The sequence below is a fragment of the Candidatus Saccharibacteria bacterium oral taxon 488 genome, assembly GCA_013100825.1.
In the GTDB taxonomy this organism is placed as follows: domain Bacteria; phylum Patescibacteriota; class Saccharimonadia; order Saccharimonadales; family Saccharimonadaceae; genus Nanosynbacter.
Window position 1 is genome coordinate 549,141 of record CP040001.1, and the last position, 14,707, is coordinate 563,847.

Consider the following 14,707-nt stretch of genomic DNA (forward strand, 5'->3'; position numbering starts at 1 on the left):
TACATATTATGTATTCTGCATTCCGTCATGATGGTGACACTTTATCATACACTGCGTCACGCAAACTGTCCGCCGAGCAGCGTGATACCTTAAAACGTGAAATTATCGGATTACATGCTGATACTGTTAACAATACCTGTACACCCAGTGCTGTACACATCACAGGCACATATCGCGAAAAGGATACGATACTGCACCTAGCTGCTCTGAGAGAACTTATCGCCAGCGGCCTAGCCTTTGCCGCTGACCTTGAGCTACGGGAAGGTCAATTCGGAAGACGGCTCGTTCGGCCAAAGCATACACCAACCTGGACAGACCTCCTTAGTAATGAAGATATCGTGGCCGCCCTTGGCGGAGTCGACTCCATCCGCACAAGCGAATACTATACAAACCCCACACGTAAGGTTAGTGACAACACCATGTGGCAGTTGCTTGATGAAATCCCCATGATAGAGAAAGATCGTCTTACTCGTTTTTGTAGTGAATTTTTTGAACCAGCTGTTGGGCTTGGAATGACCGATGTGGTCGCGATTGATGCTATATATAAAAGGACGCGGTCAAAATCCACCTCAAAACCACGCACCAAAGAGCGATATGTACTGCGCAATAGTAAAATTCTAGGGGAAGTCGGACAGCAAGCAATCAAAGATACCCTCACCGTTGTCGTAAACCCGTATACCGGTGTAGTTGATGCCCAGACAATAATTAGTCCATCAACGACGCACGGACACCTTCTCCAGACTAATCCAGACACAATAACTGATCGCGCAGTTCAAGCCTGCAAACGGCTCAGCGAGACAATTCGTACAGACAACGACCCGTTTGCTATATTGGAGCAGCTTGATAGATAACGCCTTTAGCCCACGATATCCTACCTCTATACAAAACTACAATCAAGAAGCGTCTGCAGCGCCCTCACTAAGAACAGCCTTAATCCGCCGAATCCCAGCAGCACTCGCCTCTTCTTTAGTGATGGTGAAGCGCTTACCGCCCTCAGCCAAGACGCCAGTGTGTTCGACGTGTGGGCCGCCGCAAACTTCGAAACTAACGACATTATCGCCCTCGCCGATAGAATAAACTTTCACTTCATCACCGTAGCGCTCGCCAAAGGCGCCGATTGCGCCCATATTCAGCGCCTCGTCAGTCGGATAGACGGCAAAGCTGACTGGTAAATCAGCGTCGATCCAAGCATTGACTTGATCTTCTACTGCCTGTTTTTCCTCTGGCGTCAATTTATCGTGATTGAAATCAAAGCGTAGGCGCTCAGCAGTGATATTGCTGCCGTGCTGTTGCAAATCCGGTGCATCGAGGACTTTGCGTAGCGCTGCTCCCAACAAGTGCGTCGCCGTATGATATTTCAAATGAATCGGATCGTGACCCTCCAGGCCGCCGCTAAATTGCCCCTTGCGTGCTGTCTTGGAGCGTTGGCGCTGCTCAGCCATTCGCGCATCAAATTCAGCGCGCCAATTATCAGAAAGCTTGATGCCTTGTTTATAGGCCTCCTCGGTACTCAGCTCCACCGGAAAGCCAAACGTATCATATAGCGTAAATAGCTCTTCGCCAGTTAAGCCATCGTCGATATAATGCTGCATCTGCTTTAAGCCTTTGCGCAGCGTTTGGCGGAAGGCTTTTTCTTCCTTGACCAGCACAGCGATGATACTCTCGCGGTTTTCCTTAACCTCTGGGAAATCTGCTTCATACAAATCAGCAATCACCGGCACGATTTCCTCGAGGAAATTCTGCTCAATTCCCAGATCGAAACTATAGCGAATCGCCCGGCGCAGTAAGCGGCGCATCACATAACCCTGCTCCTTATTGCTCGGCACGCAGCCATCGACCGCCATAAAGGTAGCAGCCCTCAGATGATCAGCGATCACCCGCATACTTTCGGTATGTGAAGCGTACTGTTTGCCGCTCAAATCCTGCAATTTCTCGATGATTGGCCATAGCAAGCTAATCTTGAAAACGTCCGGGTCGTTATTAGCTGCTGCCGCAATTCGCTCCAGGCCTGAGCCATGATCAATGTTTGGCTTTTCTAGTGGCTCAAACACACCGTCCGCCACCTTTTTGTAAGCCATAAAGACATTGTTGCCAATCTCCATAAAACGACCACAATCGCAGTTCGGATGACAATACTCGCCAAACTTCGGATCATGCTCGATAAAGTCAAACTCATAAAACATCTCGCTATCCGGCCCACACGGATCACCAATCGGCGTAGTTTCCGGCCCACCATTACGACTCCACCAGTTCTTGCTGCTATCATAAAAGAAAATCCGCTCACCCGGATGAATACCGCGCGCTGCGCCCTGCTCCTCGCTACCAATATCGGCTAGTCCAGCCTCGATGCCTTTTTCGACAAACTTCTGCTGCCATAACTCGGCCGCTTCAGTATCCCTGGCGATATTATATTCCGGCGCACCAATGAAACATGTCACGTATAGCCGCTGCGGGTCAAGCCCAATTTCTTCGGTCAAGAACGTCCACATCCAATTGATCTGCTCTTTCTTGAAATAATCGCCCAAGCTCCAGTTGCCAAGCATTTCAAAAAATGTCGTGTGGCGGTTATCACCGATATCATCAATATCCTGCGCCCGTAAACATGTCTGCGAATCAGCGATTCGCTTGCCCTCAGGGTGTGGCTCACCCAGCAGGTACGGGATCATTGGCTGCATGCCCGCACCGGTAAATAGTGTTGTCGGGTCATCGGTTAGAATCAGCGGCGCGCGCCTAATGACTGCATGAGCCTGTTTGCTGTAAAAGTCGAGGTATTTGAGGCGAATTTCTTGAGCGTTCATAGGAGCAATTATAGCACAAGTCGCCTCAGATACTCTGGATCTTTATGAGCGTTTTTTCCGCATCAGCAGCACTGCACCGCTGATGATGGCAGCAACACCAGCCCCGATCGCTACCAGCAAACTCGTACCAGTATCAGCTAGTTGACTGCCCGCTCGGCCTTGCGAAGCGCCCGGCTGCCCTGGTTGACTCGGCTGACCCGGCTGGCTAGGAGCACCTGGATTACCCGGCGCCGTTGGCACAGCGTTCCACTTAGCGTATAGCGTGAAGTTAGAATTTGGCATCGTATGGACGTTAAAGTCCCACCGCATCAGATAAGTTGGATCAGCGTACCACCCAGCAAAGGTATAGCCAGCTCGCGTCGGATCAGCCGGCCGCACCGCTTTGGCAGTGTAGGCGACCGTTTGGGATGGTACCGGTGAGCCTGAGCCGGTATCAAACGTCAGCGTGTAGGTCGGGCACTGCTTGGCATCGCCATTGATCGTCCAGCCGTGACCACCATCGGCCACTGCCTTTTGCAGTGCTGCATGCGCCGCCTCCGCCGTACAATATTTCAGGCCAGCCGCACCCAGCGTCACTGGTGACTTGAGTACTGCATTATTCCAGGCAGTCAGTGTTGCATCGTAATTTTGCACCGATAGCGCCGTATTATCAAGCATATTCGCCCCGCCAGCATACGGATTACCCGTAACATCCTGCAGCGAGGTCAGTTGCCAGCCAGCCAGCGACTGGTTGAATGCCCGCGCATTAGCCAACATCCGCACCATAGCATGTGCCTTCGTCATATTCCACAGCCCGATCGGCTGATTGAACGAATTTGCCCACTCGAACATGCTATCAGCGTATTCAAGTTTTGCAGTATTCCAGCTGGCAATCGACGAACTGCCACCGTTATTGAACGCCCCCGCATACGCAAACATATGGCCAGCACTCGTCACATTTCCCACATTCCACGAACCGATGTTTTGGTTAAACTGTCCGGCGCCATGGAACATATTAGCAGTTGTTGTCACATTTGATGTATTCCATTGCCAGTTGGCACCCTCACCCTTGAGCGAGTGAGCCGTGTCGAACATGCTCTGTAAGCTCGTTACGTTCGTGAGATTTGGCACATCAGTCGCCTTGACGTCCATATTCTCAGCGCCCCGAAACGCCGAGTCCATGCTGCGCCACGCGCCCGTTCCCCACTGGTCAACTGACATAATTTTCAAACGATCACCGGCATTATTTACATAAATCTGCGGGAATGTACCGCCGATACGAATCGTGTGACGACCCTCGTCGCTGTATGTACAGGTGTGACTACCTGTCACGCCCACAGCGTCAGGAATGCCGTCATTGTTACAGTCGACCGTATAATTGTATCCCCCACCCGTTACCGGTATGGTAAATTGATCGGTATTTGATACGCCCGGCTTCATGGTGTCAATCGTCACGACAAAATCAGTATTGTTAATTGGATCAGCTTTCGCTGGCTGCGTCATCGCCAGTAGCGTCGCGCCACCAACACCAAGCATCATAACCCCTGTTGTTAGCGTCGGCAGCAAGCGCCCGCGTCGTTGTAAATATTTCATAAAACCCCCTATCATGTTCATGTTACTTCGTTGTACTATTACCTCAAATAATACGCGACTAAGCCCTCCATCGTCAAGAAAATCCCGCCCTCATCGCGGGCGGGAAATGTCTCAGTTTATCACGTCGTATTATTCAGCGCCTGACTCATCAGTATCTGACTGAACTGGCTCTTCTTTTGGCTGGTTTTTACGAAGCTTCTCTGGATTGCGGATGGCTTTGCGCCTATCAGCAGCTGGCTCTTTAACCCACTTTGGCAAGGCGACGCCAGCTTCTTTCAATAACTTAACAACACGCGGTGTTGGCTGGGCACCATTGTCCAAATATTTCTGTGCTAATTCAGCCTGAATATTTGCTGCTTTAGTGTGTGGATTGTAGCTGCCGACATACGCGACCACGCGACCGCTTGATGGATGGCGCTGCGCCTCTTGTACTGCCAGGCGGTACACCGGATAGCCCTTGCGACCCAACCGTTGCAAACGAATTGCTAGCATGTGTGATTTCTTCCTTTTCTTACAACTCTTTGATTAATGTATTACTCCTAGAGAGTGTACACTATTTCGCTATGTACGTCAATTCTGTCTTGAGTCTGCTATTGACTTTTTATGTCTATCTGTTATAATATCCAAATATGCCACATGAACATATCCAACCAAGAGAAATCGATGATACAGATTTTATTATTTCGGGTCTGCTTGGCGAAGGCGGCTCAAAAACAGTATTTGACGCAATCATTAATGGAAAAGAAGGGCGCTGGCGATACCGAATAGTATTGACGATCCCGATACACAGGCAGAGAAATGGAACAGTGTATTACAAGAACCCGAAAACGCGAAACTACTATCTGAATTAGGACTTCTCACTGTTCCTGAATACGAAATAATAACCACTACTATAAACGGTCGGGAATTACCAGCACTAAGCATGACACCATTTTCTAACCTTCCTTTTAAGGTCTTTGGCGGCAAGGATGGAACACAGACATATACACACGGTCCACTTTCTCATATTGAACATTTTTCAGATATTTCTTCCTATATCACTGGTTTTGGCGCCGATATCGCCACGCTCACACAATCGGGAATCGTCCTGTCACGAGACAGCATATCGTTTGCCGCTTTGCCCGATGGATCAATGCGCTTATTCTTCTACGATTTACAGGGTATGACAATTAATGATGACTCGGTTAATAAAGATGAGCTTAGAGAGGATTATTCAAAACTAGTCGTCTATATGTTAGACAACATATTCGACTACCAGCAGTTGATGCGTTTTGAAGCGCAGGGCTACGATTTTCGTAAGCGCATGAATCTATCACAGAAACTTCAAGTAATCGCTAATTAACTTTTTATCATTCTTGACGCAAAGTGTATAATTTACCCAACAAAAGCCGTAGCCAACAGAGCAGAAAAAGAGGAACGCCATCTTGAGGCACCCGGTATTAATTGCCATCATGATCAATCCAGAGACGGAGCGATAGCAACAGTAATCTATTAAATGACTTAGCAAATAATCCCGCCACCCAAACATTCCTCGCCGTCATATATTACGGCTGACTGACCTGGGGCGACGGCGCGCTGCGGTTCAGACAGGGCAATCGTTATTTTCTCGCCATCATTATTATTCACACGTGTAACTTCCGCCTTGATCAATGGCGCTCGGTGTCGCACTCGGATGTGGTAGGTGCCGTCTTTTGGCGGCTGGTTAATCCAGTGAACGTCAGCCAGTGTCAATCCTTTCCGCCACAAATTATCATCATCAATTGAGCGGGACACGTAAACTTCATTCTTGGCCATATCTTTGCCGACGACATAGTACGGCAAGCCGCCACCAACATTCAGGCCATGCCGCTGCCCCAGGGTATAGAAAATTGCGCCATCATGCCGGCCGACAACCGCGCCCGTTGGCTGGTCGATGATATCGCCAGGGCTCGTCTCGACATATTCTGACAAAAACTCACGAATTCCCACTTGCCCAACAAAGCAAATCCCCATCGACTCCTTTTTGCTGGCCGTCCACAAGCCCCGCTCTTTGGCCATCTGGCGCACCTCAGCCTTGGTAAAATCACCCAGCGGAAACATGGTTTTTGCTAGCGCCTCGGACGTCACGCGGTACAGAAAATAGGTTTGGTCTTTATTGTCATCGTGAGCCCGGAATAGTCGACCCTCGCTCAAACAAGAATCTGCTCTGCGGGTGGCGCGAGGCGGGGTAGCGCCCGAAAATGTTTTCAGCTCACCCGAAAAATTTTCAGGGGCGGACCGAGCGACAGTACCCGCGGGAGAAAAAGTGCGTGCATAATGCCCCGTCGCAATATACTCCGCACCCGCTGCCAACGACGCTTCCAAAAATAACTTAAACTTCACCTCTTGATTACACATTACATCAGGGTTTGGCGTGCGACCCGCTTGGTATTCGCGGATCATATAGTCAACGACATTTTGCTTGTACTCTTTCTGAAAATCAAACACTTGAAAATCAATTCCCAGCCCCACTGCCACGCGCTTGGCATCAGCCACATCTTCCGCCCATGGACAGTGCATACCCGGCAAATCCTCTGACCAATTTTTCATATAGACGCCAGTGACGTCGTTACCTTGCTCGACCAATAGCGCTGCCGCTACCGACGAATCAACGCCGCCTGACATACCGACGAATACCCGAGCCATCAGCGCGACACTCCTAAGGCAAATAAACCGATCCGCAGCAATTCGCCGACCGCCAGCCACCAGCCCCACGGTGTCAGCCACCACCATGCACTCCAATGCTTATCCTGCGCCGCCGGATGCGCCCGCAGTTCAACGTTCGGCAGTTGTGCTGAAAACTCGGCCAGTGCCCGCCGCATGTGATAGCCGCTGGTGACCAGAATGACACGCTTGATGCCACGCTGCGCTATGATGTTTGCCACTTCTTGGGCATTCTGCTTGGTGGTTTCTGAACGTTCATCCATCACCAAGGCCGCAGCTGACACACCCGCCGCTTCGGCTTGTTTTCTCATGGCGGCGGCGTTAGACGGGCCGGATTTATCGGCTGCAGCACCGGACAAGATAATAGTCGGCGCCCAGCCAGCTTGATATAATTTGACTGCCTCAGCCGTGCGCGCTTCCGTGTCACCGCCGCTGATGACAATGATGGCGCCCGCTTTTTGACATTGCCCCGAGCCCGGGCGTGGACAATCTTTCAAGTCATCCGGCGACAAATAATAGCTCAGGCCGACAATGACTGCGATCGCAATTAATACCAAGCCGATTAACCGATGAATCACTGCATCCTCGCCTTCTCGCGCCGCACCGCCTCAATAATTAACTCTGCCGCCTGACACACATTAGTCTCATCGTTCAACCGCCCTAACGTCAGCCGCAGACTACCATCAATCACCGCATCACTCAGTCCAATCGCCGCCAAAGCGTGTGATTTTGTACCGGCATTAGCCGCACAAGCACTACCCGTCGCCACCAGCACGCCGCGCGCTTCCAGTAAAAACACTAATCGTTCGGCGTCAACACCAGGAAATGAAATATTGAGAAAATTAACTAGCGATTTTTTCTGATCAGAAGAAATAATCATGTCAGGGAAAGCCTCTAATAGCTTTTTTACTAACGTATCACACAGTCCTCGCAGCCGTTTTGCTTCACCGCTTCGACGCTTGGCGGCTAGTTCCAGCGCCGTAGCAAAGCCGACCACACCAGCCACATTTTCCGTGCCGCTACGCAGACCCGCCTCCTGCCCGCCGCCAACGATATTTGGCTGTAGCTTGACGCCCGGCCGTATCCATAGCAAACCAACCTGTTTCGGCCCGTAAACTTTTGCCGCCGATAGCGTCAACAAATCAACCCCCAGCCGCTTAATTTTTATATCCATCAGCGCCGCAGTCTGCGAGGCATCGGTATGAAACATGAGCGGCGTTGATTCGCCATTTTCCTGGCGCCGCACGCGCTCGAGCCTTACAACCTCCGCGATCTCTTCAATGGGCTGAATATACCCGAGTTCATGATTCGCCAGCGCGATGCTCATAAAACTAACGTCTGGCGTCAGCAGTTTTTTAACAGCCTGCGGATCGATGCGTCCATTTTTCATCGGTGGGATAAGCCGAACGTCCGAGCGCGCTTTTGCAGAATTGACAACCGAGCTATGCTCAATCGCCGAGACTAAACTCACGCCAGATGCCGCGGTAAACGCCAAATTGATAGACTCCGTGGCGCCAGCCGTCATCACTAACTCATCCGCGCCCACACCCAGCACTCGCGCAATACGCGACTTTGCCTCGCGGTAGTCGCGCTTGACAGTGACCGCTGGTGCATATGGACTGGACGGATTAAAAAACTTTTCAGAAAAATACGGCTGCATTGCCTCAACCACCAACGGATCCATCGGCGTAGCAGCAGCGTGATCAAGATATATCATAGAAGATTCCACACATACCATTATACCAAGCAGCCCAGACGGCGACTACACCAGCTGTCCAGTTTTCGGATCACGATTATATAGTTGGCGCGCCACTCGTTCATGATATTCATTGACTGCCAGCACAAAGTTTTGTAATTCCTGCCCTTCGAGGTAGTTATACTGATAATTAGGCTGAATTTTCAAGATGCCCTTCGGCTGCACCTCGTAGCGCGTCGTCAGTTCGTGGCGCTTGCCGTCCTTACTCATCACTTCTTCGTGCCAAATCCACGTCGTTTTATCGAGGTTAAAGAATGTCCGCCGGACAACGTGGTCAGGCTTTTCACCAAAAATCGTTGCCCCAATTTCACTCTCCAGTTGAATCAGTTCGCGCTCAGTTAATTTCTTCAGTGGCCGGTCCTTACGGGTAAGTCGCAGTAGCGAGCGCGTCGATTTCGGGACTTTTGGCGCCGAGGCGGCGTGAGCCGGCTTTACCGATTGAGATGAGCGTGAAAGGCGTGTGTTATCCGCCAAGACGAGACCAAGGGCTTTTTTGAGAATCGTTGGCATAAATCACCTCCTTTCAGGCTGCTCGTCTATAATATTTCTATAATCCTTTGGCATGACGTCAGACGCTCTGAGTGTTCTTGCTGCATCTGTATTATAACCCACTCGATACTCCCCAATGAGCCGACCAATTGCTGTAACAGTTTGCAAACATTCCTCAACCCAGCTCTCCAGTCTTCGTCGCTCCTCTAGCGATATCTTTGCCGGCTCGGCCGTATCAGCCACCACCTCGGCACTACCGCGCACCGCCGCTTCGGATAGACGCGGCGCCACTCGCTGTGATCGCTCTGGGTGTGCTTGCGTCGCCAAATCCAGCGCTTCGGCCCGCGCCTTTTGAATCGACATCATTTCTGTGATTGGTCTTGGCTGCTGATTCATTATCTCTCCACGTTTACAAGCCAAAAAGCTTTACCGTGTTATCGGTCGCTGCCTTTTCGAGGTCACGAAGCACTAGCTTGCGCTCCGCCGCCCAATACTTTGCCACCAACTCCACATATTCTGGCTTATTCAGCTTACCACGAAATGGCTTCGGTGTCAAGAACGGCGCGTCGGTTTCTAGCAATAATCGTTCCAACGGAATGGAGGCGAATAATTCCTGCTGCGCTTGGTCTTTGGTGAACGTGCTAATGCCATTCAGGCCAACATACAACCCGCGCGCAAATCCCTTCTCCAAATTGAGGCACGTATCAGTAAAACTGTGCAGCACGCCGCGCACGCCATGAAAATTATCAAAAATTGGCCAAAAATCATCCCACACTGATACTTGGCCAGCTGCACCATCACGAATGTGAAAGCTAACTGGCAAATCATAATCTATTGCCAGCTGCAGCTGCGCCTCCAGTGCCTGGATCTGCACATCGCGCGGACTGTGGTTGTAATAATAATCAAGCCCAATCTCGCCAATCGCCACAATTGGTGAATCCTCCGCTCTGGCCTTCAGTAGCCGCTCAACGTCGCCCCAGCCATCTTTGCTGTCGTGCGGATGAACGCCAACTGCCGCCCAAGTATAGTCGCGACTTGCGGCAAACTCCACTGCTTGTCGGCTGCTGCGCTGGTCGGTACCAACACAAATCATGCCGATACCCGCTGCAATTGACTGCTGGTATAATTCCTCGCGATTGTCCGTGAAAAATTCGGTATCGTGCAGATGACAATGCGAATCAATCAAGCGCAAATTTGCCGCTATATTACTCTCCGTTACTGGACTTACCATTACTTACCTTGAGTTTCTGCTTTTGGTGCGCGCGGATCAGGCGTATGGAGATGGAGACGCGGGAACAATGGCGTCAGCTGTGATGGCACGACACCGCTGGCAAACATGTCGTGAATTTTCTCGGCGGTTTGCGGCATAAATGGACGAAGCATATCAGACACTTGCAGTAATGTTCCGCAAGCATGCGCCAAAATCTCGCCCAAATGTGCTTCCGCCTCTGGATCCTTGGCGCGCTTTTTGGCAACTTGCCATGGTTGCACGCGCTCAATATATTGATTCAATGAACGGATAATCTGCCAAATCTCATCAATTGCTAGATTAAAGTTCAAAGATTCCATATCAGCACGGTACGGCCCCATATCGTGTTCAGACTGCGGCGCATCGCCAATAACGCCGGCTTGATAACTCTGCACCATCTTTGCCACCCGCTGCACCAAATTACCCAGGTCATTGCCCAGCTCGCCGTTGTAGGCCGCTTCAAATTTCTCCCAGGTAAAGTCACCGTCATCTTGCGTCGGCACATGACGCAGGAAATAATAGCGAAAGGCCTCAACGCCGTAGTGCGGGATGATGTCAGCTGGACCAATGCCATTACCGAGACTCTTGCTCATTTTAGTGCCGCCAACGTTGATAAATCCGTGTACCAACAGCACCTTTGGCAGTGGCAAGTCCAGCGCCATTAACATCGCCGGCCAAATCCCGGCATGAAAACGAAGGATATCCTTGCCGATCACCTGTACATCTGCCGGCCAAAACGCCTGCCATTCCTCAGCTCGATCAGGATAGCCGATGACCGTGATGTAATTGCTTAGCGCATCCAGCCAGACATACATCACCTGCGTGTCATCGCCTGGTACTGGCACACCCCAGCTCAGGTTCTTACGCGGACGCGAAACCGACACATCTTTCAGTCCATCTTTCATCAATTCCAAAAACTCTTTTTTACGGAATTCAGGCACAATTTTCATCTTGTTTGATGCAATAGCCTGACGAATGTTCTCCGAAAATGCACTGGTTTTGAAATAATAATTTTCCTCACGCAGCCGCTGATATGGCGCCTGGTGATCAGGACAAATGCCATTATTTTCAGCCGCCTCCTTGTCAGTGACGAATGCCTCACAACCTTGGCAGTACCAGCCCTCATACGTGTCTTTGTAAATATAGCCAGCCGCAGCCAGCTTCTGCCAAATATACTGCACCGCGCTAACGTGATGCGGGTCAGTCGTGCGGATAAAATCGGTCGCCGAAATATTCAACTCAGCGATCATGTTCTGGAAATTGCCGTGCATTTGATCGACGTAAGCTTGCGGCGTCTGGTTTTGGCTGGCAGCCTTGGCAGCAATCTTATTGCCATGCTCATCCACACCCGTCTGAAAACGCACCTCGCGACCGTTTTGCCGCTGATACCGCGTCCAGACATCTGCCAACATATAGTCCATGGCGTGCCCAATGTGCGGCAAACCGTTGACATAAGGAATAGCAGTAGTAATGTAGGCGTGTTGTTTAGTCATGATACTCATTGTATCATCATCTGGAACAATTTTCACCGATATGCGTTCGCCGAGGGCTCACCCGCGCATCATTGCTACTACTGCAATTCGCCCCGCCGTATCACCCGATGAGTGCGAAAAATAATTTGGATTGTCCGCTGTATCAATTGGCGAAATGACAATATTATTAGCCGGAACGCCTGCCTGGACGGCCAACGAACGATTGAATCCTTGCATGTCCAGATAAATTCCGTCAGCCGTTTGACGGCAGAAATTTTGCCAATTCGTATCATTTGTATGATTAAAATAATCCATACGGTAATTTTTCTGGGTGATACTTGGCGACATCCAAATTTGCAAATCTTTTGCCTGACTACCACGCTCGGCAAAATACTGGACTGCCCTTGTCATCAACTGTGCGACCGTTGAATGTCGACCCAGATGCGCCAACATCAGCGCCCGACGTTTTGGGTCATAAATGACCGTAGCGATACAGTCCGCCACTGGCAAAAATAAACCGACACCAGTCGCTTCGGTATATAATGCGTCAGCAAAAATCCCCTCGCTGTTATATTTGACCGTATCAGACTCAGCAACTTCGGCGATATTATCAAACGTTTGTCCTTGGTCATATGAAACCACTTGATAAACAACGTCGTCATACTTAACACCGATTTGATCGCAAAACCGCCGCCGATTTTCCAGCACCTCAGCTACGTGGCGACCGCGAATACGGTTGAGCATGGTGCCGTCGTCTTTCGATGAAACCGCAATGAGCAGATTAGAGGGAAAACACGTCGGCTGATCTGCTGTAATCATTGCGTCCGCCACTCACTCAGTAGCCGCCGCCAATCGTCAATCGCCAAATCTTCGGCACGGACACCAGGTGAAATACTAGCCGTTTTCAGCAACTGTTCGGCGGTGTCTTTACTAACACCCAGTCCACCGCTCAGACTGGAACGTAGCTTCTTACGCTTGGCCGAAAAACCGGCTTTGACGATGCGGAAAAAATCTTTTTGGTCTTCAGAATCGACTAGTGGTTCGGTGCGGGTTCTCAATATCACCACCTGTGAATCAACTTTTGGCGGCGGCGTGAAAAATTGCCGCGGCACTTCAATGTCGAGTTCTGCCTCGGCAAAAATCTGGGCACTCACTGCCAAAATACTCATCTCACCAGGCTCCGCCGCGATGCGCTGGGCGACTTCTTTCTGTACCAACAGTACCGCCAAACTTGGTTTATTTTCCGCCGTCATCAACTTCTCGACAATTTTACTAGTGATATAGTAGGGCACATTAGCGACCGCTTTATAACCAGCTGGTAGTTGGTTCAAATCAAATTGCAAAATATCTTCATTGATCACTTCCAGGTTTTTACCAGGAAATTGCCCCGGCAACTTGCGTGCCAAATCCGCGTCAAACTCCACCGCCACCACGCGCCCGGCTCGCGCTAACAATCGACTAGTCAACGTGCCAAGTCCCGGCCCAATTTCCAACACCACATCATCCCCACCAAGTTCCGCCGCCTCGGCGATCTCCGCCAAAATCTCTGGGTCGCGCAGCCAATGCTGGCCTAATTCTTTTTTCGGCCCACGAGCTGACGCCATCTAACGTCCGTCCCCATTCGTCCAGTCAGTCGCCAAATCAAACCCATGCGGATGCCGCGTCGCAAAACCGCCAGTATCATACACTTTGCCAGGGCCCATGCTAGTTTCTACCACTGAGCAGCGCGGATAATTACCGTAATTTGCCGCTACTAAAATATAACCGTCCTTATCCACCTTGGCACCATCCGCCCGCACCGTGTAGCCACCGCCGCCGCACGCATTGATGACAACATTCATCGGTAAATCGTAGTAGGTCTCGCGGTGTGCCACGCCGCGTGAATCAGTAAAGATATGCGCACCCTTTGACTTCGTCAATGGATTTTTTAGCTTGGTGCCGATCACTTCGATTTGCTTTTTGGGCTGTTTGCTGATACGGCTACTTATTTCCTTACGGCTAATCTCAACACCGCGCTCGGCCTGAGCCTGGTAAGTCACGGTACGAATACCCTTTTCGCCCAACTGCTTAATCTCCTTGAAACCAATTGGCTGATTCGCATCCTTGATCTGCTCCACTGGGAAGTCAATGTCAACCTCCTCGGTCACTGTTCGCAGCGGCGCACGGGTAATGTTCATCAGCACGTTTGTCCCATCCAGCAGCATATTATCGCTCGTCATAAATTCAACCTTGTCCTCGACATATAGCGTGATCCCCGCCGCTTTGGCAATTCGCTGCGGCGTCTGCTCCGCTGTGGTAATATGTGAACGCCGCGACCCATCAATGATCGTCACCGGCCGGGCCCGGAAAATCGTTACTGTAAATGTCGTCCCTGTTAGCTCGAGGTCAATATTTGGCTCAACTGCGTCACGCGTTTCATCGACCGTCACCCGCGCCAACTGTAACGCCTGGCGTACCGTACGCGCTCGAGTCATGATCGTCTGCTCACGACCACGGTCACGAATTGTTACAAGCCGCTCCGCTGACGATTGGGCATGATTATCTTGTGCTTGGGCAGGCTGGGCCACTAATAAACCAACTACACCAGTCACAAGAACCATGAGACAACTTAGCAAAACGACCGGCCGCCAGCCTTTCTCCATGTGCCATTTCCACCAGTTCATCATTCTGCTCTAATACCTAATTAACG

16 protein-coding genes are annotated in these 14,707 nt (G+C 50.7%); 3 read left to right on the forward strand and 13 right to left on the reverse strand.

Translation table 11 applies throughout. The annotated features are described in order from the left end of the window. The first annotated feature begins 8 nt into the window (after positions 1-8). The gene (locus tag FBF26_02975; protein ID QJU10213.1) at positions 9-851 is read left to right on the forward strand and encodes a hypothetical protein; all 843 of its coding nucleotides are present in this window, start codon (positions 9-11) and stop codon (positions 849-851) included. 42 nt (positions 852-893) lie between these two features. On the opposite strand, the gene FBF26_02980 is transcribed toward FBF26_02975, so the two are convergent. The 3 genes from FBF26_02980 to rpsP all read right to left on the reverse strand — a co-directional run bounded on the left by FBF26_02980 (position 894) and on the right by rpsP (position 4,862). After that, positions 894-2,798, reverse strand: coding sequence for an alanine--tRNA ligase (locus FBF26_02980; GenBank protein ID QJU10214.1), 1,905 nt, complete (start codon positions 2,796-2,798; stop codon positions 894-896). 42 nt (positions 2,799-2,840) lie between these two features. Then, positions 2,841-4,391, reverse strand: a complete 1,551-nt coding sequence (locus tag FBF26_02985) for a BspA family leucine-rich repeat surface protein (GenBank protein ID QJU10215.1) — start codon at positions 4,389-4,391, stop codon at positions 2,841-2,843. A 108-nt stretch (positions 4,392-4,499) separates the two neighbouring features. Further along, complete coding sequence (rpsP, locus tag FBF26_02990; GenBank protein ID QJU10216.1) at positions 4,500-4,862, reverse strand: 30S ribosomal protein S16; 363 nt, start codon at positions 4,860-4,862, stop codon at positions 4,500-4,502. A 137-nt stretch (positions 4,863-4,999) separates the two neighbouring features. Here rpsP and FBF26_02995 point away from each other — a divergent pair, with 137 nt between their 5' ends. Beyond that, positions 5,000-5,221, forward strand: coding sequence for a hypothetical protein (locus tag FBF26_02995; protein ID QJU10217.1), 222 nt, complete (start codon positions 5,000-5,002; stop codon positions 5,219-5,221). A 71-nt stretch (positions 5,222-5,292) separates the two neighbouring features. Next, positions 5,293-5,712, forward strand: a complete 420-nt coding sequence (locus FBF26_03000; protein QJU10218.1) for a hypothetical protein — start codon at positions 5,293-5,295, stop codon at positions 5,710-5,712. A 158-nt stretch (positions 5,713-5,870) separates the two neighbouring features. Here the strand turns inward: FBF26_03000 and FBF26_03005 are convergent, their stop codons facing one another. The 10 genes from FBF26_03005 to FBF26_03050 are packed head-to-tail and all read right to left on the reverse strand — an operon-like array spanning position 5,871 to position 14,684. Further along, complete coding sequence (locus FBF26_03005; GenBank protein ID QJU10219.1) at positions 5,871-7,034, reverse strand: tRNA-specific 2-thiouridylase; 1,164 nt, start codon at positions 7,032-7,034, stop codon at positions 5,871-5,873. Then, positions 7,034-7,630 carry a YdcF family protein gene (locus FBF26_03010; protein ID QJU10220.1) on the reverse strand — a complete coding sequence of 199 codons (597 nt, stop codon included), beginning with the start codon at positions 7,628-7,630 and terminating at the stop codon, positions 7,034-7,036. Before FBF26_03010 ends, FBF26_03005 begins: the two co-directional genes overlap by 1 nt. Beyond that, a complete protein-coding gene (locus FBF26_03015) occupies positions 7,627-8,790 on the reverse strand; it encodes a cysteine desulfurase (GenBank protein QJU10221.1) in 1,164 nt (387 codons plus the stop codon). Before FBF26_03015 ends, FBF26_03010 begins: the two co-directional genes overlap by 4 nt. Before the next feature lie 24 nt (positions 8,791-8,814). Next, positions 8,815-9,318, reverse strand: coding sequence for a hypothetical protein (locus FBF26_03020; GenBank protein ID QJU10222.1), 504 nt, complete (start codon positions 9,316-9,318; stop codon positions 8,815-8,817). Positions 9,319-9,321: 3 nt separating this feature from the next. After that, positions 9,322-9,693, reverse strand: a complete 372-nt coding sequence (locus tag FBF26_03025; protein QJU10223.1) for a hypothetical protein — start codon at positions 9,691-9,693, stop codon at positions 9,322-9,324. 13 nt (positions 9,694-9,706) lie between these two features. Then, entirely contained in the window at positions 9,707-10,528 is an 822-nt protein-coding gene (locus FBF26_03030; protein QJU10224.1) for a TatD family deoxyribonuclease, read from the reverse strand. Further along, positions 10,528-12,039, reverse strand: a complete 1,512-nt coding sequence (locus FBF26_03035; protein ID QJU10225.1) for a methionine--tRNA ligase — start codon at positions 12,037-12,039, stop codon at positions 10,528-10,530. Before FBF26_03035 ends, FBF26_03030 begins: the two co-directional genes overlap by 1 nt. Before the next feature lie 57 nt (positions 12,040-12,096). Next, positions 12,097-12,837 (reverse strand): polyphenol oxidase family protein, encoded by a 741-nt coding sequence (locus FBF26_03040; GenBank protein QJU10226.1) that lies wholly within the window; start codon positions 12,835-12,837, stop codon positions 12,097-12,099. Next, the gene (rsmA, locus tag FBF26_03045; GenBank protein ID QJU10227.1) at positions 12,834-13,622 is read right to left on the reverse strand and encodes a ribosomal RNA small subunit methyltransferase A; all 789 of its coding nucleotides are present in this window, start codon (positions 13,620-13,622) and stop codon (positions 12,834-12,836) included. Before rsmA ends, FBF26_03040 begins: the two co-directional genes overlap by 4 nt. Continuing rightward, on the reverse strand, positions 13,623-14,684 hold the full coding sequence (locus FBF26_03050) for a hypothetical protein (protein ID QJU10228.1): 1,062 nt from the start codon (positions 14,682-14,684) through the stop codon (positions 13,623-13,625). Positions 14,685-14,707: the final 23 nt, after the last annotated feature.

Coding starts and splice junctions, on each gene's coding strand:
- FBF26_02975 (QJU10213.1), top strand. CDS start 9: ATGTATTCTGCATTCCGTCATGATGGTGACACTTTATCATACACTGCG.
- FBF26_02980 (QJU10214.1), bottom strand. CDS start 2,798: ATGAACGCTCAAGAAATTCGCCTCAAATACCTCGACTTTTACAGCAAA.
- FBF26_02985 (QJU10215.1), bottom strand. CDS start 4,391: ATGAACATGATAGGGGGTTTTATGAAATATTTACAACGACGCGGGCGC.
- rpsP (QJU10216.1), bottom strand. CDS start 4,862: ATGCTAGCAATTCGTTTGCAACGGTTGGGTCGCAAGGGCTATCCGGTG.
- FBF26_02995 (QJU10217.1), top strand. CDS start 5,000: ATGCCACATGAACATATCCAACCAAGAGAAATCGATGATACAGATTTT.
- FBF26_03000 (QJU10218.1), top strand. CDS start 5,293: ATGACACCATTTTCTAACCTTCCTTTTAAGGTCTTTGGCGGCAAGGAT.
- FBF26_03005 (QJU10219.1), bottom strand. CDS start 7,034: ATGGCTCGGGTATTCGTCGGTATGTCAGGCGGCGTTGATTCGTCGGTA.
- FBF26_03015 (QJU10221.1), bottom strand. CDS start 8,790: ATGGTATGTGTGGAATCTTCTATGATATATCTTGATCACGCTGCTGCT.
- FBF26_03020 (QJU10222.1), bottom strand. CDS start 9,318: ATGCCAACGATTCTCAAAAAAGCCCTTGGTCTCGTCTTGGCGGATAAC.
- FBF26_03025 (QJU10223.1), bottom strand. CDS start 9,693: ATGAATCAGCAGCCAAGACCAATCACAGAAATGATGTCGATTCAAAAG.
- FBF26_03030 (QJU10224.1), bottom strand. CDS start 10,528: ATGGTAAGTCCAGTAACGGAGAGTAATATAGCGGCAAATTTGCGCTTG.
- FBF26_03035 (QJU10225.1), bottom strand. CDS start 12,039: ATGACTAAACAACACGCCTACATTACTACTGCTATTCCTTATGTCAAC.
- FBF26_03040 (QJU10226.1), bottom strand. CDS start 12,837: ATGATTACAGCAGATCAGCCGACGTGTTTTCCCTCTAATCTGCTCATT.
- rsmA (QJU10227.1), bottom strand. CDS start 13,622: ATGGCGTCAGCTCGTGGGCCGAAAAAAGAATTAGGCCAGCATTGGCTG.
- FBF26_03050 (QJU10228.1), bottom strand. CDS start 14,684: ATGATGAACTGGTGGAAATGGCACATGGAGAAAGGCTGGCGGCCGGTC.